General features: G+C 62.1%; 11 protein-coding genes, 3 tRNA genes and 1 riboswitch. Of the genes, 9 read left to right on the top strand and 5 right to left on the bottom strand.

Going from position 1 to position 19,204, the window contains the following annotated elements:
• Positions 1–3 precede the first annotated feature (3 nt).
• The gene (locus BLV18_RS14815) at positions 4–1,119 is read right to left on the bottom strand and encodes a M91 family zinc metallopeptidase (RefSeq protein ID WP_090359568.1); all 1,116 of its coding nucleotides are present in this window, start codon (positions 1,117–1,119) and stop codon (positions 4–6) included.
• 165 nt (positions 1,120–1,284) lie between these two features.
• The gene (locus BLV18_RS14810) at positions 1,285–1,788 is read right to left on the bottom strand and encodes a 6,7-dimethyl-8-ribityllumazine synthase (protein WP_090359565.1); all 504 of its coding nucleotides are present in this window, start codon (positions 1,786–1,788) and stop codon (positions 1,285–1,287) included.
• 106 nt (positions 1,789–1,894) lie between these two features.
• Positions 1,895–2,052, bottom strand: a riboswitch (FMN riboswitch).
• Positions 2,053–2,192: 140 nt separating this feature from the next.
• Between BLV18_RS14810 and ltaE the strand changes: the two genes are divergently transcribed.
• The 7 genes from ltaE (at position 2,193) to BLV18_RS14775 (ending at position 8,099) form a co-directional block, all read left to right on the top strand.
• Positions 2,193–3,197, top strand: coding sequence for a low-specificity L-threonine aldolase (gene ltaE / locus BLV18_RS14805; protein ID WP_090359563.1), 1,005 nt, complete (start codon positions 2,193–2,195; stop codon positions 3,195–3,197).
• Positions 3,198–3,342: 145 nt separating this feature from the next.
• On the top strand, positions 3,343–5,967 hold the full coding sequence (gene alaS / locus BLV18_RS14800; protein ID WP_090359561.1) for an alanine--tRNA ligase: 2,625 nt from the start codon (positions 3,343–3,345) through the stop codon (positions 5,965–5,967).
• Between the two features lie 87 nt (positions 5,968–6,054).
• Positions 6,055–7,287 carry an aspartate kinase gene (locus BLV18_RS14795; RefSeq protein ID WP_043185392.1) on the top strand — a complete coding sequence of 411 codons (1,233 nt, stop codon included), beginning with the start codon at positions 6,055–6,057 and terminating at the stop codon, positions 7,285–7,287.
• Between the two features lie 134 nt (positions 7,288–7,421).
• A complete protein-coding gene (csrA, locus tag BLV18_RS14790) occupies positions 7,422–7,610 on the top strand; it encodes a carbon storage regulator CsrA (protein ID WP_043185394.1) in 189 nt (62 codons plus the stop codon).
• 62 nt (positions 7,611–7,672) lie between these two features.
• Positions 7,673–7,763: transfer RNA gene (locus tag BLV18_RS14785), tRNA-Ser, on the top strand.
• Between the two features lie 106 nt (positions 7,764–7,869).
• Positions 7,870–7,946, top strand: a tRNA-Arg gene (locus tag BLV18_RS14780).
• Positions 7,947–8,022: 76 nt separating this feature from the next.
• Positions 8,023–8,099: transfer RNA gene (locus tag BLV18_RS14775), tRNA-Arg, on the top strand.
• A gap of 20 nt (positions 8,100–8,119) precedes the next feature.
• Here the strand turns inward: BLV18_RS14775 and BLV18_RS22405 are convergent.
• Positions 8,120–8,509: a hypothetical protein gene (locus tag BLV18_RS22405; RefSeq protein WP_167375949.1), complete on the bottom strand. Its 390-nt coding sequence runs from the start codon at positions 8,507–8,509 to the stop codon at positions 8,120–8,122.
• A gap of 325 nt (positions 8,510–8,834) precedes the next feature.
• Between BLV18_RS22405 and mgtE the strand changes: the two genes are divergently transcribed.
• Positions 8,835–10,283 (top strand): magnesium transporter, encoded by a 1,449-nt coding sequence (gene mgtE, locus BLV18_RS14770; protein ID WP_056843768.1) that lies wholly within the window; start codon positions 8,835–8,837, stop codon positions 10,281–10,283.
• Positions 10,284–10,438: 155 nt separating this feature from the next.
• Here mgtE and BLV18_RS14765 read toward each other — a convergent pair whose 3' ends face one another.
• Together BLV18_RS14765 and metR are read right to left on the bottom strand one after the other, a co-directional pair.
• Complete coding sequence (locus BLV18_RS14765; RefSeq protein ID WP_090359559.1) at positions 10,439–15,715, bottom strand: dermonecrotic toxin domain-containing protein; 5,277 nt, start codon at positions 15,713–15,715, stop codon at positions 10,439–10,441.
• A gap of 113 nt (positions 15,716–15,828) precedes the next feature.
• Entirely contained in the window at positions 15,829–16,746 is a 918-nt protein-coding gene (gene metR, locus BLV18_RS14760) for a transcriptional regulator MetR (RefSeq protein WP_049862367.1), read from the bottom strand.
• Between the two features lie 106 nt (positions 16,747–16,852).
• On the opposite strand from metR, the gene metE reads away from it, so the two are divergent.
• Complete coding sequence (gene metE / locus BLV18_RS14755; RefSeq protein ID WP_090359557.1) at positions 16,853–19,162, top strand: 5-methyltetrahydropteroyltriglutamate--homocysteine S-methyltransferase; 2,310 nt, start codon at positions 16,853–16,855, stop codon at positions 19,160–19,162.
• The last annotated feature ends 42 nt before the right edge of the window (positions 19,163–19,204 follow it).

The raw sequence follows: 19,204 nt of genomic DNA, 5'->3' as shown, positions 1-19,204 counted from the left end.
TGCTCAGCAGTAGTGCAGGCGTGGCGGCAGACCCAACTCGCGGCGCAGGCTATTTTCATTGAACGGATCCGGATTGGTGTTCAATGGCGGTGTTTGCGGGTCGTCGTCGAAGTCGAACGGGGGATGTTCGGTAGGCAGGCCGACGACCTGACGCTCGTGATCGAAGCTGAACATCGATCCCGTGGCGAAGTTGTAGGCATGACATAGCTCGTGGTACAGCACCACGATAGGAAAGCTGCCAGGTGTATGCCAGGCAGGGTTGTAGAGCAGTTCGCCTGCTTCTCCTGCCGGTGCACGCTGGCCGTCGATCACTGGCAGGGGCGGACGGCTGAAGTAGCCATTGGGTGCATCGGTGAACACGATGGTTATCTGAGTGCCGTGAGTTTTGGCCGCCTCATCCAGCGCCTTCAACAGTGAGCGGGCCGTGGGCGAGGTGCGCAGCAGATCGAGGTCGGCTTCCACCCGTTTGACGAAGTCATCGTTGCCTTCGATGTGCAGCGCCTGGTTGCCCGCGCGCTCATCGTTAATCTGATGCAGGCGCAGTGTGCCTTTGTCGCGCAAGATCAGATCGTCCTCGTCGCTGCTGTAGACCACGTTGCTGCCTGAGCCGGGGAATATCGAATCCTCGCCCGGGCCGGGACTGATGATGCTCAGGCCTGCGCCTGCTACCAGGCGATCATCACCTTCGCCGCCGGCCATGAAGGTCAGTTGCTCACCACCAAAGCAAGTGTCGTCTCCGTCTCCGGCATAGATCGTGTGCATTCCCTGACCACGGGTCAGGACAGTATCGTTGCCTGCACCCGAATCGATGTAGAAGTTGCCCGCGCCGACCTTTATCAAGTCATCGCCGGGACCGGTGTCGATGATCAAGTTCAGTGGCTGAACGATGGGTTGGATACGGTACTGCAGGCGGTTGAGAGTCAGTAGCAGCGTGTCATTGCTGGTGTCGAGGCTCAGTTGGTCATCGGCGCTCGTGGTGGTGATTCGCAGGCGTGGCAGGGATTCGATTTCGAAGTCGATCCGTACATGCAGATCGGCATAGGGGATCGGATGGCTGTTGGATTCGGAGATGTATTCCTCACCGCTACGGGTGAACACGCGAGGTAACGGATGTTCCATGGCAGGCTTCCTGTCTATGATAGAGAAGCCGCAGCGTAGGCAGGAGGGCAGTACGGGGAGTGCTACACATGTATCGAGGATGAAGAGCTGTACCTGAGCTCTCGGCCAACCGGCCACGGGACCTTGTCGGAACCCGTGGCCGAACGAACTGCACGCCGTTGAACGTCAGGCGATTTTCTGCTGCTGCTGCAGGCGACGCAGGGCGCGTACCTTCTGCACGGTATCGGCCACGGTGCGCGCGGCTTCCGCGCCCTTGTGCAGGAAGTGGTTGAAGAAGTAGGTGTGATGCTGCTCGCCGTCGTGGAAATGGTGCGGGGTCAACACCACCGAGAATACCGGCACTTCGGTTTCCAGCTGCACCTGCATCAGCGCGCTGACCACCGACTGGGCGACGAACTCGTGACGGTAGATACCGCCGTCCACCACCAGGGCCGCGCCGACCACGGCGGCATAGCGCCCGGTCTTGGCCAGCAGCTTGGCGTGCAGGGGGATTTCGAAGGCGCCGCCGACTTCATAGAAGTCGATGTCGGCTTCCTGATAGCCCAGCGCGCGCATTTCTTCGACGAAGCCTTTGCGGCTCTGATCGACAATATCCTTGTGCCAGCAAGCCTGGACGAAAGCGATTCGTTCGTGAGTATGGCTCTTGCTGTCAATTGCAGTGGGTTGCATCGGTTCACTCCTGTTCAAGAAAAAAACAGGGCATGGTGGATCGAAGGGGATCTGTGGGTACGTGCGCATGGCACGGCCCTGCGTTGGCCTTTTGAAGGTGTCGCAATCCCGTTCTCTCTTCATCCGGACTATGACCGTCGGCCCCGGGATCACACCGGGTCTGCTGACCTTGCGGGCCGTTGCCGGCTCACAAGCGCTCGCGGGCTCGACGCGTTGCGCGCCATCACCGCCGGTGGGGAGTTGCACCCCGCCCTGAGAACGTTTGCCACCCTCATGGAGCGGCGCTGGTTTTGTAACATACTTGCGGACGCGCTGAACAGCGGCCTGGACAATTGTTTCGGCAAGGCTTGATTCGTGGCCGCGCAGCCCGCAGTAATAGAAGCTGACACACATTCGAGGCCATCATGTCCATCATCGACCTGCGTAGTGATACCGTTACTCAGCCCACGCCCGGCATGCTCGCGGCCATGCACGCAGCACCGACCGGTGATGATGTCTATGGCGAAGACCCGACGGTCAACCACCTCGAAGCCGAGCTGGCAACCCGTCTGGGTTTGCAGGCGGCGCTGTTCGTTCCCAGCGGCACCATGAGCAACCTGCTAGCCCTCATGGCCCACTGCGAGCGTGGCGAGGAGTACATCGTCGGGCAGCAGGCGCACACCTACAAATACGAAGGCGGCGGGGCTGCCGTGCTCGGCTCCATCCAGCCCCAGCCCCTGGAATTCCAGCCTGACGGCACGCTGGACCTGGATCAGGTCAAGGCGGCGATCAAGCCCGACGATTTCCATTTTGCCCGCACCCGTCTGCTGGCCCTGGAAAACACCATGCAAGGCAAGGTGCTGCCCTTGGCCTACCTTGCCCAGGCGCGTGACTTCACCCGCGAGCACGGCCTGCAACTGCACCTGGATGGGGCTCGGTTGTACAACGCGGCCGTCAAGCTGGGCGTTCCGGCCGGTGAAATCACCCAGTATTTCGATTCGGTCTCGGTGTGCCTGTCCAAGGGGCTTAGCGCACCGGTGGGTTCGGTGCTGTGCGGTTCGCAGGCCTACATTGCCAAGGCGCGGCGCCTGCGCAAGATGGTCGGCGGCGGTATGCGTCAGGCTGGAATCCTGGCAGCCGCCGGGCTCTACGCGCTGGATCACCAGGTGCAGCGCCTGGAACAGGACCATGCTCACGCTGCCCAGCTCGCCGAGGGCCTGCAGGCCCAGGGTTACACCGTCGAGCCGGTGCAGACCAACATGGTCTACGTACACCTGGATGCGCGTGCCGGCGCGTTCAAGGAATTCGCAGCCGCCCGTGGCGTCAGCGTGACGGCCGCGCCGCGGCTGCGCATGGTCACCCATCTGGATGTCGATGCGCAGCAGATCGAGCAGGTCGTCGGCGTATTCGCTGATTTCGCGCGCAGCTGAACGCTTTGCTGTCCAATTGAGTGGACCAATCGTATAAACACACTGTACCCAGGCCGCAGGGCCTATATAATGCGGCCCTTTGCCGTCGCATCGCCCGTCGGGCGTGCGCACTGGCCTCTGGCCGCAGCCTGTCGTGGAAGAACCTATGAAAAGCGCAGAAATCCGTGAAGCCTTCCTTCGCTTCTTCGAGGAGCAAGGCCACACCCGAGTCGCCTCCAGCTCCCTGATCCCGGGCAACGACCCGACCCTGCTGTTCACCAACGCGGGTATGAACCAGTTCAAGGACTGCTTCCTGGGCCAGGAGAAGCGCGCCTACACCCGTGCCGTGAGCAGCCAGAAGTGCGTACGCGCCGGTGGCAAGCACAACGACCTGGAAAACGTCGGCTACACCGCCCGCCACCACACCTTCTTCGAGATGCTGGGCAACTTCAGCTTCGGCGATTACTTCAAACGTGACGCGATCACCTATGCCTGGACGTTCCTGACGTCCGAGTTGTGGCTGAACCTGCCCAAGGAAAAGCTCTGGGTCACGGTCTACGCCAGCGACGACGAAGCCTACGATATCTGGACAAAGGAAATCGGCGTGCCGGCCGAGCGCATGGTTCGTATCGGCGACAACAAAGGCGCTCCCTATGCGTCCGACAACTTCTGGACCATGGGCGACACCGGCCCCTGCGGTCCCTGCACCGAGATCTTCTACGACCACGGCGCCGACATCTGGGGTGGCCCACCCGGCTCGCCCGAGGAAGACGGCGATCGCTACATCGAGATCTGGAACAACGTGTTCATGCAGTTCAACCGCACCGCCGACGGGGTTCTGCACCCACTTCCGGCGCCATCGGTGGACACCGGCATGGGCCTGGAACGGGTCAGTGCGGTCCTGCAACATGTCAATTCCAACTACGAGATCGACCTGTTCCAGAGCCTGCTCGAAGCCTCGGCCAGCGCCATCGGCTGCGCCAACCAAGGCCAGGCCTCGCTCAAGGTCGTGGCCGACCACATCCGTTCCTGCGGCTTCCTGATTGCCGACGGCGTGCTGCCGTCCAACGAAGGCCGTGGCTACGTGCTGCGCCGCATCATTCGCCGGGCCTGTCGTCACGGCAACAAGCTGGGTGCCCAGGGCAGCTTCTTCTACCAGATCGTCGCCGCCCTGGTGGCCGAGATGGGCGATGCCTTCCCGGAACTCAAAAGCCAGCAGGCGCACATCGAGCGCGTGCTCAAGGCCGAGGAAGAGCAGTTCGCCAAGACCCTGGAGCAGGGCCTGAAGATCCTCGAACAGGATCTGGCCGAGCTCAAGGGCAGCGTCGTGCCGGGTGATGTGGTGTTCAAGCTCTACGACACCTACGGCTTCCCGATGGACCTGACCGGTGACATCGCCCGCGAACGCGAGCTGACCCTGGACGAGGCCGGTTTCGAGCGCGAAATGAACGCACAGCGCGAACGCGCCCGTTCGGCCAGCTCGTTCGGCATGGACTACAACAGCCTGATCAAGGTCGATGTACCGACCGTATTCCTGGGCTACGACGCCAACCACGGCAATGGCAAGGTCATTGCGCTGTACAGGGACGGTGTCGCGGTCGACGTATTGAAAGAGGGCGAGGAGGGCGTGGTCATCCTCGACCAGACGCCGTTCTACGGCGAGTCCGGTGGCCAGGTCGGTGACCGTGGCTACCTGCTGGCCGGCGGTTCGCGCTTCGACGTGCGCGACACCACCAAGACCAGTGGCGCCTTTGTGCACCACGGCGTGGCCGTGCTCAGCGACCTGGCGGTCGGTGTCGAAGTCAGTGCCGTGGTCGACGAAACCCTGCAGCGGGCCACCGGCCTGAACCACTCCGCGACCCACTTGCTGCATGCGGCCCTGCGCCAGGTGCTGGGCGATCACGTGCAGCAGAAAGGCTCGCTGGTCGACAGCCAGCGCCTGCGCTTCGACTTCAGCCACTTCGAGGCGATCAAGCCCGAGCAGATCAAGGCGCTGGAAGACATCGTCAACGCCGAGATCCGCAAGAACACCCCGGTGCAGACCGAAGTGATGCCGATCGAGGAGGCACGCAAGAAAGGCGCCATGGCGCTGTTCGGCGAGAAATACGGCGACACCGTACGCGTGCTGACCATGGGTGGCGATTTCTCGGTGGAACTGTGCGGGGGCATTCACGCCAAGCGCACCGGCGACATCGGCCTGTTGAAGATCACCAGCGAAGGCGGTGTGGCTTCGGGCGTGCGCCGCATCGAAGCGGTCACCGGCGCGACCGCGCTGAACTACCTGAACCAGGCCGAAGAGCAGCTCAAGGAAGCCGCGCAACTGGTCAAGGGCAGCCGCGACAATCTGATCGACAAGCTCTCGGCAGTCATCGAGCGCAATCGGGCCCTGGAGAAGCAGCTGGAACAGTTGCAGGCCAAGGCCGCCAGCGCCGCTGGCGACGACCTGTCCGCCTCGGCGGTCGAGGTCAAGGGCGTGAAGGTCTTGGCTGCACGTATCGACGGTCAGGACGGCAAGGCGCTGTTGGCGCTGGTCGACCAGTTGAAGAACAAGCTGGGCCAGGCCGTGATCCTGCTCGGCGGCGTGCACGACGACAAGGTCGTGCTGGTGTCCGGCGTGACCAAGGACCTGACGGCCCGGCTCAAGGCCGGCGACCTGATGAAGCAGGCGGCGACAGCCGTCGGCGGCAAGGGCGGTGGTCGTCCGGACATGGCCCAGGGCGGCGGCGTGGACGCCAGCGCCCTGGACGCTGCACTGGCCCTGGCCGTGCCGTTCGTGGAAAACGCGAACTGATTCAACCCTCGCCAGGGCTCGTGCCTTTCGCGGCGAGCCCGGTGTTGTATTTAATGGGCGCCCTTCACGGGCTGAGGCGGCTTTGAAATGGCTTTGATCGTACAGAAATTTGGCGGCACCTCGGTGGGCACTGTCGAGCGTATCGAACAGGTCGCCGACAAGGTGAAGAAATTCCACGATGCCGGCGATGACCTGGTGGTCGTACTGTCGGCCATGAGTGGCGAGACCAATCGCCTGATTTCCCTGGCCAAGCAGATCAGCGACCAGCCGGTACCACGCGAGTTGGACGTGATCGTTTCCACCGGCGAGCAGGTCACCATCGCGCTACTGGCCATGGCCCTGATCAAGCGCGGGGTGGATGCGGTGTCGTACACCGGCAATCAGGTGCGCATCCTCACTGACAGCGCGCACAACAAGGCGCGCATCCTGCAGATCGACGACCAGAAGATTCGCGCCGACCTCAAGGCCGGCCGAGTGGTGGTCGTGGCGGGTTTCCAGGGGGTCGACGAAAGCGGCAACATCACCACCCTGGGGCGCGGCGGCTCGGACACCACCGGCGTTGCCCTGGCGGCTGCGCTGAAGGCCGACGAATGCCAGATCTACACCGATGTCGATGGTGTCTACACCACCGATCCGCGCGTGGTTGCCCAGGCTCAGCGCCTGGACAAGATCACCTTCGAGGAAATGCTGGAAATGGCCAGCCTCGGTTCCAAGGTGTTGCAGATTCGCGCGGTGGAATTCGCCGGCAAGTACAACGTCCCGCTGCGCGTCCTGCACAGCTTTCAGGAGGGTCCGGGCACCCTCATTACCATTGACGAAGAGGAATCCATGGAACAGCCGATCATTTCCGGCATCGCCTTCAACCGCGATGAAGCCAAGCTGACCATCCGTGGCGTGCCAGACACCCCCGGCGTGGCCTTCAAGATCCTCGGCCCGATCAGCGCGGCGAACATCGAAGTCGACATGATCGTGCAGAATGTTTCTCACGATAACACCACCGATTTCACCTTCACCGTGCACCGCAACGACTACCAGGCGGCGCTGGCCGTGCTGGAGCAGACCGCCAGCGAGATCGGTGCGCGTCAGGTGGTGGGCGATACCAAGATCGCCAAGGTGTCCATCGTCGGTGTCGGCATGCGCTCGCACGCCGGTGTGGCCAGCCGCATGTTCGAGGCCCTGGCCAAGGAAAGCATCAACATCCAGATGATCTCCACTTCCGAAATCAAGGTTTCGGTGGTCATCGAGGAGAAATACCTGGAGCTGGCCGTGCGTGCGCTGCACACGGCCTTCGAGCTCGATGCCGCCCGACAGGGTGACTAACGTGCAGTGAGAGAAGGGCGCGGCTAACCGCGCCCTTCTTTGTTTTCGGGCGATGTCCATGGCTTCCCACCATGGGTGAGTGCCCTTTTTTGCAGACTGTGTTGTCCCTGAAATGAAAGCGTAAGGAGAAAGGTATGCTGATTCTGACTCGTCGGTGCGCGGAAAGCCTGATCATTGGCGACGGCGAAATCACCATCACGGTGCTTGGCGTGAAAGGTGGCCAGGTACGAATCGGGGTGAATGCACCCAAGGAAGTGGCCGTCCACCGCGAAGAAATCTACCTGCGGATCAAGAACGAGAAGGACGACGAACCAAGCCATTAATTTTTATCGTTTTTTATGTTTGCAAACGGGGAAGAAGGTGGTTAATATACGCCCCGTGTTGCGGAGAGCTGGCCGAGTGGCCGAAGGCGCTCCCCTGCTAAGGGAGTACACCTCAAAAGGGTGTCGGGGGTTCGAATCCCCCGTTCTCCGCCATTATTTGCGTAGTACGTTGAATCTGGCTTTTTCTGTAAGTTGTTGAAATTACTGAAAAAAGCGCTTTACAAAAGAAATCGACGGCCTATAATGCGCGGCAACAAATGCACTCGTAGCTCAGCTGGATAGAGTACTCGGCTACGAACCGAGCGGTCACAGGTTCGAATCCTGTCGAGTGCACCATACAAGAAGCTGCTTTCAGCAATGTCTACAGCTTCTGCGTCAACCAGTGGTAACCTGGTCCAACAAAATGCCACCTGCACTCGTAGCTCAGCTGGATAGAGTACTCGGCTACGAACCGAGCGGTCACAGGTTCGAATCCTGTCGAGTGCACCATACAAGTGAAAAGCCCGCATTCAATGCGGGCTTTTTGCTTTCTGCGTTTTAAGTTTTCTGGCGGGCGGCGTCTGCTCCTCAGCCAGATACTTGGGTCTTCTCTTTTTCTTCATGCGACTGGCTTTTTTCGGTGCCTTGACGGGCGGCGTGGGTGGCGCTGCCAACTGTGTACGTGTGCCGTCCTCGATGATCGTCACTGGCAACCGACGCGGCGCCGCCTTGCGTGCCATGGGTTTTCTTCCGGATGCCGGGTTCAGCGCTCGCTGACGCACCCAAGGCTGGGTTTCGGGGCAGTTCGAGTGCGTGAAGGTGATGTGCCCCTGCGGGCCTTGGCAGCGTTGCACTACGGCGGCGTCGGCCGGGTGCGCCAGCGAAGCCAGCAGCACAAGCGTGGAGAAGGATCTGTACACCGGTGTCCGTCCTGGGTTGTGGATCGTGTTGGCTTGCAGACTAGTCAGCCCTGGCGACGCACGCTTTGTGCTTTGTTTACCGAATGCGTCGTCCCACCCACGGTGATGCATGATTTGCGAGCGTTGCACGCAAGCAGTTGTTTCAACCCTGTTTTTTTCGCTATGAATCCGTACAAGTTGTGTATGATTGCGCCCGTCAGCCCCGCCGGGGCTTTGGAAAACCTCCATGGACTTACCCAGTAGTTACTCGCTGAAGCTGTATACCCATCAAGAATCGACCGATTGATTCTCCCGGCGTGCCCACTGCTGGGAGTGGAGTTCGCCTATGTCTGAAGTAGAAGCAAAGAAAACGCAGGAAAGCTTGCAGGATCGTCTGGCCCAGGTCGTCGACCTGTTGCAACGCCAGCGTATCGTCGAAAGCCTGGCTCATCGCCAGGAAGGCCAGCACAACGATCTGGTCGAAAATCTGGTTCACCGGCAGAACCTGGTCGAGTTGCAACGCAAGCTCGACGATCTTCACTCCGCCGACGTCGCCTACATTCTCGAAGCCTTGCCTCTGGAAGAGCGCCTGACCGTCTGGCAGTTGGTCAAGGCCGAGCGCGACGGCGACATCCTGCTCGAAGTATCGGACTCGGTGCGCGAGACACTGCTCGCGGACATGGACGATTTCGAGATCCTCGCTGCAGCCAAGGAAATGGACGCCGACGAGCTCGCCGACCTGGCCTCCGAACTGCCGCGCGACGTGGTTCACGAGCTTATGGAAACCCTGGATGCCCAGCAGCGCGAGCGCGTGCGTTCGGCCCTGAGCTACGAGGACGACCAGGTCGGTGCGCTGATGGACTTCGAGATGGTCACCATCCGCGAAGACGTCAGCCTGGAAGTGGTCCTGCGCTATCTGCGCCGTCTCAAGGAACTGCCGGGCCACACCGACAAATTGTTCGTGGTCGACTCCGACGGAATTCTCAAGGGCGTGCTGCCGATCAAGCGCCTGCTGGTCAACGATCCGGAAAAACAAGTAGCCGCGGTGATGGCCAGCGACACGGTCAGCTTCCATCCCGACGAAGACGGCTACGAAGCCGCTCAGGCGTTCGAGCGCTACGACCTGATTTCCGCGCCCGTGGTAGACAAGCACGGCAAGTTGATCGGGCGTCTGACCATCGATGTCATGGTCGACCTGATTCGTGAAGAAAGCGAAAGCGAAGCGTTGCGTACGGCCGGTCTGCGCGAGGAAGAAGACATCTTTGCCTCGGTGTGGCGTTCGCTGCGCAACCGCTGGTCATGGCTGGCGATCAACCTGATCACGGCGTTCATGGCTTCGCGGGTGATCGGCCTGTTCGAAGGCTCGATCGAAAAGCTGGTAGCCCTGGCGGCGTTGATGCCGATCGTGGCCGGTATTGGTGGCAACTCCGGCAACCAGACCATCACCATGATCGTGCGCGCCATGGCGCTGGACCAGGTCAGCCCTGGCAACGGCAATACCAAGCGCCTGATGCGCAAGGAGCTGGGCGTTGCGCTGGTCAATGGCGTGGTGTGGGGCGGCGTGATCGGGGTTGTGGCGTATTTGCTGTATGGCAGCTGGTCACTGGGCGTGGTGATGACCGCGGCGATGACCCTGAACCTGCTGCTCGCCGCTTTCATGGGCGTATCGATTCCCATGGCTCTGGCCAGGTTCGGCCGCGACCCGGCCATGGGCGCCAGTGTGATGATCACCGCCGTCACCGACAGTGGCGGGTTCTTCATCTTCCTGGGTCTGGCCACGCTGTTCCTGATGTAGCGCGGCGCGTCGGCTACACGGCGGCGCGGTCTGCGCGGCTGTCGGCGGCTCCCACACGGAAAACCCGATCGTGCAGGAGCCGCTGGTGGCCGCGAAAGACCACCGCGGTGTGTCAGCTACCAACGCGGCGCGGGCGTTGCGGACGATGACTGCTCCTACAGACCGGCGAAATGCTTGACCGCCAAGGGCTTGCCCAGTGGGCCACGCCAGATGCGCTGCGCGTCCGCCCCTTGCCCCTGTTGCCAACTCAAGCCCAGCAAGCGCTGATCGAGCCGCTTGATGTGGGCCTTCTCGAACTGCTCGAAGGCCATGCCTTCACGACGATAGTGAAAGTGCACGTACCATAATGGCTTGGCGGGCCGCGCGCTGATGTCGCTCACCTCGTACTCCTGCAGAAAGTCCCGCTGTCCAGGTCCCACGCCGATGTCCCGGCGATGGCCCAGCTTGGTAATCTCGACCTGACGTTGTTCCAGCAGATAGTCCAGGTAGCCCTCGGTCGGCGTCTGACTGTCCATCGACTGACGAATGCGCATGGCTCGCCCTTTGGCCCGCAGTTCTCTGGCGCGTTCGCGCAGGCGCTTGGCCAGTCGATGATCAGGGGCCTGTCGTTCGATCGCTTGTGCACGCAGTTCCAGTTGTTTGCCCTGGTTGACCATCAGGTCTTCGAGATTGGCAGGTGGCTCACCTGGAACGGCATAGCTTTCCACGCGCCGCTCGTGTCCAGGCGTTGCATCCAGCCAGTGTTGACCCTCGGCCAGCAGATCTCGCAGCACTGGAAGGTTGGCACTCGAGGCCGAAGTCGTATGGGGCTCGGTCTGCAGGTGCCATTTGCCCGCAGACTTTCGATAGGTTTCGATCCGCCCTCCAGTCCCGGTCAGGGTAAATACCTGCTCGCCATCGATGCTTCGCCCTTCATCGCCAATGAAGAAGTCATGGTCATGGGTTTCGAACACTCGGCGCGTGGGCTGGTTTGGATGATGTGGCGGTCGCGGGATATTGCTCAAACGCGGCATGGTTCTATCCACCTGCTCGATCAGCCGATCCAGTGAGCGGTTCATGCGCTCCATATGATCGAGTTCGAAACGTTCGGGCCGGTTGCGTTTCCAGACGTTCAGTTGTGCTCGGTAGTCCGCATAGATTTGCCGAGAAGAGCGCAGGACATTCTGCCTTTCGCGCAGCGAAGCTTTGGTGCTTTGCAGATGGTAGTGGCTTTCCAATGCATGATGGAAACGATTGCGCTGCTCGGCGGTGTCGAGCAGATGGAACATGGCCGAAAGGTCATCGAGCGCAGCGGTCTTGTGCACAAGCTGGGTCAGGTTGGAGGCCCGAGCGATTTCCATATCGGCAGGGTCGATGCTGTCCAGGACGTCCCGGAGCGTTGCCCGATCAGCCCGATCGGTCACCTTCTCGGCCCAGTGCTGGGCTTGTTCGAGCCGCTGTTCCATCAGATCCATTTGTTCGAGCAGTTCCACCCGCTTGCGACGATGCTGACGCATCAGGTGTTGTGGCAGGTCGAACAGATCGCCTGGTTGCTTGCTTTGATTGAGCGCATCGCTCAACTCGTGGGCCTTGTGCTTGGCGATGTTGGCAGCGTTGATTTCCCGACCAGCAATGATATAGGCGACTTCGCTGCGAAACTGTCGATTACGGCGAAGGAAATCTCGGGTCACGAAGCCGGCGTGCTCTTCGAGTTGCGCGTGCAGGGCTTTGGCTTTGGCGATGTCGCTGGCGCACGCGGCTTCGGCCAACGGCCTCAGAACGGGTTGTGCTGCATGGCCACTGATCAAGGGTTCATGACGTGCCAGTTGCTCGCGCAGCAGCCGATTGTGTTCATCGATGCCGCTGGCCAGTTCGAAATGGCGTCGATACTGGCGATCTACCAACCAGCGGGGCAAACGGTCACGAATGGCCGCTGGCCATAGGGGTTGCAGGCCATCGGCGGCGCGGTGGCCCAGGTAGCCCAGTACGCCGCCACCGCCTGCCAGGCCTTCGTTGATCAAGGTGCCATACAGCGTGCCATGGGTTTCCCAGCGCCCGGCGGCATCCAGCGCGATCGGTTGTCGATAGGTTTTCTGTGCAGTCCCGTAGAGCCGCCAGGTACGCGGACTGTCATGCAACTGTACGCGGTAGACCACGCCGTCACGCACGATGAAGTCGCCCTCGGCATGACGGTAGATATTGCGGTAGAGGCCCTGGGCGCCCGGTTGCACGTTGCTCAAGGACAGCGGTCCGGTGTAGTGATAGCCGGCGAACGGATTGGCTCGCGCCACCGTTGTCATCCGCGCCGGCGCTTCAGGCGCACCCAGGCGCCGGGCGGTTGCCGACCATTGACGGGCTCGCGTGGTCAGTCGGGCATTAGGTGCGGATGCCGAGCCGGGTACGGTGTCGATCACCGCATCGATCAGCCCGGCGAGCACGGCTTCCAGCTGATTCAAGGCCTCGGCCAGGTCACCCTTGAGCAAGCCGCTGACCGCGTTGTTGGCGGCAGTCCAGAGATCATAGACAGCCAAGGCCGTCCCGATGAAAGGCAACACGCCAAAGGCCATCTTGATGTAGTCGAAGACATTGCCTCGGCTCAGTGCCGCCTGCTCCAGATACAGCGCGTCGTTGCTACGCCCCAGCAGGCGCTGTGCTTCGATCAGACGGCCCATGTGCGCATCGACCAGGTGATTGGCCAGAGACGTGGTGCTCGGCCAGGGACCGCCAACGCTGATCAATCCATCGAAGTTGCGCAGCGCCGCTTCTTTGATACGTGCCTGATGGTTGGCGAAATCCCCGGTGATGGCTCTGCCCGCCAGGTAAGTGACCATCTTCTGTTCCACGCACAATGCGAACAGCCCCCGGCGCGCCTGCTCCAGGTTGGCGTATTCACGCAAGCTGCGATGGTCCGGGCTGTCGGGCAGGTAGAGGAGGGTGAGCCCGCCATGGCGGTCATGCACGAAGGTGACGCCGGAGAGCGTAGTGGGCAGTTCGTTCGTGTCGCGACCACCGACTTGCAGGCGTGCTGCCAGCAGCTGTACGTCATGCTTGCCCGATTTGAACGTGGCGCTGTCACTGGCATCGATGGCCAGCGTCAGCAGGCGCAGGCCAGCGGTGCTGATCGTGCCCTGGTGGCGAGCATATTCGCCCTGCATCTGCAGCATCAGTCGCACAGGTTCCACCAGGCACTCGCGCTGGTAGGCCTGGGCAAACGGATGCTGCCCGGCCGAGCCCATGAACGCGGTACGAATCCTGTCTTCATACGCCTGGGCCAGGTTCAGGTCGGTGACGGTCTTGCGCAGGTAGGCGATGTCGATGCCAGCGATCAACCGAGCACGTTCAGAAGGTTCGGTGCTTTGAACGCGTACGTCCATGAATCGCATGCGCTGCAACAGGGGCGCATCGATGTTGTGCTGCGCCAATGTTTCCAGACTCCAGAGGGTACGTTTCTCGCTGGCGTGGGCGATGGTCTGCTGTGGTGTGCCGGGGGCGCCGGAGCCTGCGACCGGCTCTTTGCGATAGATCACAGCGTCGGGAATGTCGAGCTCGACGGTCGCCTCTGCGGTCAATTCGAAATCGCGACGCAGCCTTTGTTGCACGAGCCCCTGGGCAAACTGCTGCGCATCGGGGAGATCACGTTGCAGTTGCTGGTAGGACAGACGCATGGCACGAATGTAGTCACTGATCACCCCGCGCAACCGCTCGCGATCGTTGACGGGCAGTTGCTTGAGCCACGCAGGCAGGCCTTGGGTGAGGCTCTGGCTGTAGGCTTGTTCGGTCAGTTGCACATAGGCGCGATCCCGGGCCGCGTGGGTCGGTACTTGCAGATGCTGGTAGGTCTGCTGGACCAGTCGTTGCAAGGCGTCTGCGCGTTCGCGCAGATGAGTAGCGGCTGGCAGGCTGTGGATGAGCTTACTGGCCGCTTCCTCGCACTCGTACAGTTGAGCCTGCAAACCATAGTCGAAGATATCACCTGCCACCGGCGACAGATTCAGGCTCACTTCACTACTGCTCGACACTTGGCGTAGCAGCGCCTGCTCCAATTCCGGCAGCGATTGGTACAACTGCAGACCGCCTCCCACCCCAGGCCAATACAGCAGCAGCGCGCCCGGTTCGGACGCCGGGCGCAAGGTCTGGGCCTGGGCGAACACGGCGACGCCCGGCAACTCTTCGGTCTGGGTAGTGGTCGTGGCGCCCTGGACCGTGAGGGTCGAGACCGATACGGCGGCGGCAACCACCTGGTCGCCATCAGGGATCGGCTGGCCGGGCATCGCCAGCCACGCTTGCAGCGGTTGCGCCTGCGCCTGACTGATGTGCCCAAGCGCTTGCTGCAAGGCCAGCTCGGCGCGAAGTCCTTCGATGCGCGCCTGATAAAGGGCGGTGTAGTGAGCATTGGGCAGGTAGCGCAGTCGATAAAGATCGCTCAGCTTCTGGGCATCGAGCAACCCGGCGGCAGCTTGCGAAGCGGCATCCTGTGCATCGGTCAGTGCCTTGCGCAGGGCGTTGAGGCGACGCCAGGCTGGGCCGTCAGTACTTTGGGCGTGCTCGTCACCCAGCAACCGAACCATTGCATCGTGCTCGGTTCTAGTCTGGGTCCAGCGCTGGCTTTGCGTGACGTCGGGGCTCAGGTTGCCGAACCCGGGGTACGCCTCTGGCGAGTCGTCCAGTTCAGCGACTTCCAGTGCGGGCAACTTGTTGAATGGTTGCAATGCCGTGCTAGAGGCCAGGCTCTGGTACTGCTGGCGACTTTGGCTCAGCCACTGCTTGCAGGCACTGGAGATTTGCCCTGATTGGAAGCTGAGCGCCACCCGTGCGGTGGTGTGTCGGGTCAGCGCTGGCCAGAACCGTCGGCTGTGTTGCAGCAGATAGTTCTGCAGGGCTTCCCGGTTCGCGAAGGCCAGCAAGGCAGGCGTTTCCCCAGGCACGTAGAGCAGTTGAGCCACCGGAGCATCACCGTCCAGTGTCATCACCAGCATGCCTGCCGCCTTCATTTTCTCGCCGTCTTCAAACTGCAGCGCCAGGGTTTCGACGTACACCGTTGGGTCATCGGATTGGGCGTGGTCGGCGAGCAGTGTCAGCAAGGGCTCAAGCTGCGCAAGCGTCAATTGGCCATGGTAGTAGGCCAGCTGTGCGGCGGCCTGCAAATGTCCGGTGAACGCCTGCTCGGCCTGTGCACGGCGTGAATGGGGGCTGCGCGGCGCGCGGCCGTTCCAATACTCGATCCAGTGCTGCTTGAGCCCTTCGTCGAGGGCTTCGTTGGAAAGCGCTGGTTGCTGTGCCTTGAGGTTGATCAGGACATCGCTGGCGACGGGCAGTTGATCCAGTAGGGTGTGCAACGTCGCATATGACTGTTGCCACAGCAGCGTGCCCTCCTGCAGTAACCGATCATGGCGCATCGGGTAGCGTTGGTAGGGTACGGGCCGCAGGGTCAGGGCAGGGATGAAATCGATCATGGGCAGGTTCCGTGTGGTCGGGCAATGACCGGATTGGCCACTGCTGCGAGCATTACGAACCTGCCTGAGCGCCTCGCGGCGCTACATAGATAGGCCGCGAACCGTGACTCGGATCAACGTACCGCGCTGACGCCGTCCAGGGTGGAGAACGAGGTGTCCTTGGCAGTCAGCAGGAAGTCACGCATGTAGGGCGCGTCGAGCATGTCGGTGCGCACCGCTGCATACAGCGTTGCAAACAGGCCCTTGTCGCCCAGGCGCTTGGCCTTCACATAGCCGCGCGAACTGTATTCGTGCAGCGCCCAGTGGGGCATGCCACAGACGCCGCGACCGCTGGCCACCAACTGCATCATCATCACCGTCAGCTCGGAGGTGCGCACCTGCGCCGGTTCGATGTCGGCCGGCTCCAGGAAGCGCGTGAATATGTCCAGCCGGTCGCGCTCCACCGGGTAGGTGATCAGGGTTTCGCTGGCCAGGTCTTCGGGCACGATGAAGGGTTTGCTCGCCAGTGCGTGCTGGTTGGCCACCGCCAGCATGGCCTCGTAGGTGAAGAGCGGTACATAGGTAATGCCCGGCAGCTCCAGTGGGTCGGAGGTCACCACCAGGTCCAGGTCGCCGCGGGCGAGGGCCGGCAAGGGCGCAAAAGCGAAGCCGGAGGCCAGGTCCAGTTCCACCTCCGGCCAGGCGTCGCGGAATTGGTCGATGGTCGGCATCAGCCACTGGAAACAGCTGTGGCATTCGATGGCCATGTGCAGCCGGCCTGCGGTGCCGCCGGCCAGACGAGCGATGTCACGCTCGGCGCCGCGCAATAACGGCAGTGTGGCGTCGGCCAGCTGCAGCAGGCGCAGCCCGGCGCTGGTGAAGCGAATCGGTTTGGTCTTGCGCACGAACAGTTGCATACCCAGGCGCTCCTCCAGTTCCTTGAACTGGTGGGACAGCGCCGACTGGGTCAGGTGCAGGCGCTCGGCGGCTTCCACCAGGCTGTCTGCCTCGCGCAGGGCGTGCAGGGTTTTCAGGTGACGGATTTCGAGCACCTTGGTCTCCATGAGTAGAACTTGTGATCAACACGAAAAGATTGAGTTTGTCTCATGTTGGTGTGGTTGTCGACAATGGCGCCATCATTTACAAGGAGCTGCACTCATGGCACTGGCCCACACCCTCGGATTTCCTCGCATCGGCGCCGACCGCGAACTGAAGAGGGCGCTCGAAGCGTATTGGAAAGGCGATCTCGACCGGGCAGCCCTGCGCCAGACCGGCCGCGAGCTGCGTGCCCGCCACTGGCAGTTGCAAGCGCAGGCCGGCATCGAGTTGCTGCCGGTGGGCGACTTCGCCTGGTATGACCAGATGCTCGCGCACTCGGCTGCCTTCGGCGTGGTGCCCAGCCGTTTCGCCGATGCCCTGGGTGCCGATGGCAGGCCCACGCTCGACACGTTGTTCGCCATGGCGCGTGGTGCCGGAAGCTGTTGCGGCGGTGCAGCGGGCGAGAACCAGCATGCTTTGGAGCTGACCAAGTGGTTCGATACCAACTACCATTACCTGGTGCCTGAATTCAGTGCCGACCAGCGCTTCGTGCTCAGTTGGGAACAGTTGTTCGAAGAGGTCGACGAGGCGGTCGCGCTCGGTCACGAGGTCAAGCCCGTGCTGATCGGGCCGCTCACGTACCTGTGGCTGGGCAAGGCCAAGGGCTCGGCCTTCGACAAGCTCGACCTGCTGGAACGGCTGTTGCCGGTGTACGGTGAGATCCTTTCGCGCCTGGCCCGGCAAGGGGTGGAATGGGTGCAGATCGACGAACCGATCCTGGGCCTGGATTTGCCCCAGGACTGGAAGAATGCGTTCGAGCGCGCCTACCACATTCTCCAATACTCACCGCTGAAGAAGCTGCTGGCGACCTATTTCGCCAGCCTGGACGACAACCTTGGCCTGGCTGCGGGCCTGCCGGTAGACGGTCTGCACGTCGACCTGGTGCGCGCGCCCGAGCAACTGCCGGCAGTGCTCGACCGTCTGCCCACCTACAAGGTCCTGTCGCTCGGAGTGGTCAACGGCCGCAACGTCTGGCGCTGCGACCTGGAGGCGGCGCTTGCGCACCTGCACCAGGCCCGCGAGCGTTTCGGCGCCAATCTGTGGGTGGCCAGTTCCTGTTCGTTGCTGCACAGCCCGGTCGATGTGCGCCGCGAGGACCGCCTCGATGGCGAACTCAAGAGCTGGCTGGCTTTCGCCGTGCAGAAGTGCGAGGAAATCGCCGTGCTCGTGCAGGCCCTGAACACGCCCGAAGCGCTGCAGGTAAAGCAGGCGCTGGCGCAGAGTCAGGCGGTACGGGTCAGTCGCGAGCACTCACCGCGCATTCACAAGCCGGCCGTGCAAGCGCGCCTCGCAGCGGTGACGCCTGCCGACACGCAACGTTCGTCGGCCTTCGCCACGCGCATCGACGTGCAGCGGGCGCCCCTGCGCTTGCCGGCGTTTCCTACCACCACTATTGGCTCCTTCCCGCAAACTGCGTCGATTCGTCTGGCTCGCCAGGCGTACAAGTCCGGCAAGCTCTCGGCCAATGACTACACCGACGCGATGCATGTGGAGATTCGCCATGCGATCCAGGTCCAGGAGCGGCTAGGCCTGGATGTGCTGGTGCATGGCGAGGCCGAGCGCAACGACATGGTCGAGTACTTCGCCGAGCAGTTGGATGGCTACCTGATCACCCGCTTCGGCTGGGTACAAAGCTATGGTTCGCGCTGCGTCAAACCGGCGGTCATCTACGGCGACATCAGCCGCGAGCGCGCCATGACCGTGGACTGGATCACCTATGCCCAGCGGCAGACCGGCAAGTGGGTCAAGGGCATGCTGACCGGCCCGGTGACCCTGCTGATGTGGTCGTTCGCCCGAGAAGACCTGCCGCGGGAAGTCCAGGCACGGCAGTTGGCCCTGGCGGTCCGCGACGAAGTGCAGGACCTGGAGCGCGCCGGAATCCGTATCATCCAGATCGACGAGGCGGCGTTTCGCGAGGGGCTGCCGCTGCGCCGGGCCCAGTGGCCGGCCTACCTCGAATGGGCCGTGCAGGCGTTCAGGCTGTGCGCCAGTGGCGTGGCCGATGCGACGCAGATTCACACGCACATGTGCTACAGCGAATTCAACGACGTGATCGAGGCCATCGCCGCCATGGACGCGGATGTCATCACCATCGAGACCTCGCGCTCGGACATGGAGTTGTTGCAGGCCTTCGAAGCGTTCGAGTACCCCAATGACATCGGCCCGGGGGTGTACGACATTCATTCGCCGCGAGTCCCGGACACCGAACAGATGCTGCGCTTGCTGACCTTGGCCGCAGCGCGTATCCCGGCCGAACGGTTGTGGGTCAACCCCGACTGCGGGCTGAAGACCCGTGCCTGGCCCGAAACCGAAGCGGCGCTGGTCAACATGGTGGCGGCCGCGCGCCAGGCCCGGCAACGGCTGGCCTGAGCGCGAACCACAGACCGTACAGCGGAGTTCATCAAACGGTCA

This window comes from Pseudomonas coleopterorum (genome assembly GCF_900105555.1).
In the GTDB taxonomy this organism is placed as follows: domain Bacteria; phylum Pseudomonadota; class Gammaproteobacteria; order Pseudomonadales; family Pseudomonadaceae; genus Aquipseudomonas; species Aquipseudomonas coleopterorum.
This window is presented reverse-complemented; position numbering and strand designations above follow the sequence as displayed.

What these genes read in the sequence shown, in the direction of transcription:
- BLV18_RS14815 (WP_090359568.1), bottom strand. Translation starts at nt 1,119, where the DNA reads ATGGAACATCCGTTACCTCGCGTGTTCACCCGTAGCGGTGAGGAATAC.
- BLV18_RS14810 (WP_090359565.1), bottom strand. Translation starts at nt 1,788, where the DNA reads ATGCAACCCACTGCAATTGACAGCAAGAGCCATACTCACGAACGAATC.
- ltaE (WP_090359563.1), top strand. Translation starts at nt 2,193, where the DNA reads ATGTCCATCATCGACCTGCGTAGTGATACCGTTACTCAGCCCACGCCC.
- alaS (WP_090359561.1), top strand. Translation starts at nt 3,343, where the DNA reads ATGAAAAGCGCAGAAATCCGTGAAGCCTTCCTTCGCTTCTTCGAGGAG.
- BLV18_RS14795 (WP_043185392.1), top strand. Translation starts at nt 6,055, where the DNA reads ATGGCTTTGATCGTACAGAAATTTGGCGGCACCTCGGTGGGCACTGTC.
- csrA (WP_043185394.1), top strand. Translation starts at nt 7,422, where the DNA reads ATGCTGATTCTGACTCGTCGGTGCGCGGAAAGCCTGATCATTGGCGAC.
- mgtE (WP_056843768.1), top strand. Translation starts at nt 8,835, where the DNA reads ATGTCTGAAGTAGAAGCAAAGAAAACGCAGGAAAGCTTGCAGGATCGT.
- BLV18_RS14765 (WP_090359559.1), bottom strand. Translation starts at nt 15,715, where the DNA reads ATGATCGATTTCATCCCTGCCCTGACCCTGCGGCCCGTACCCTACCAA.
- metE (WP_090359557.1), top strand. Translation starts at nt 16,853, where the DNA reads ATGGCACTGGCCCACACCCTCGGATTTCCTCGCATCGGCGCCGACCGC.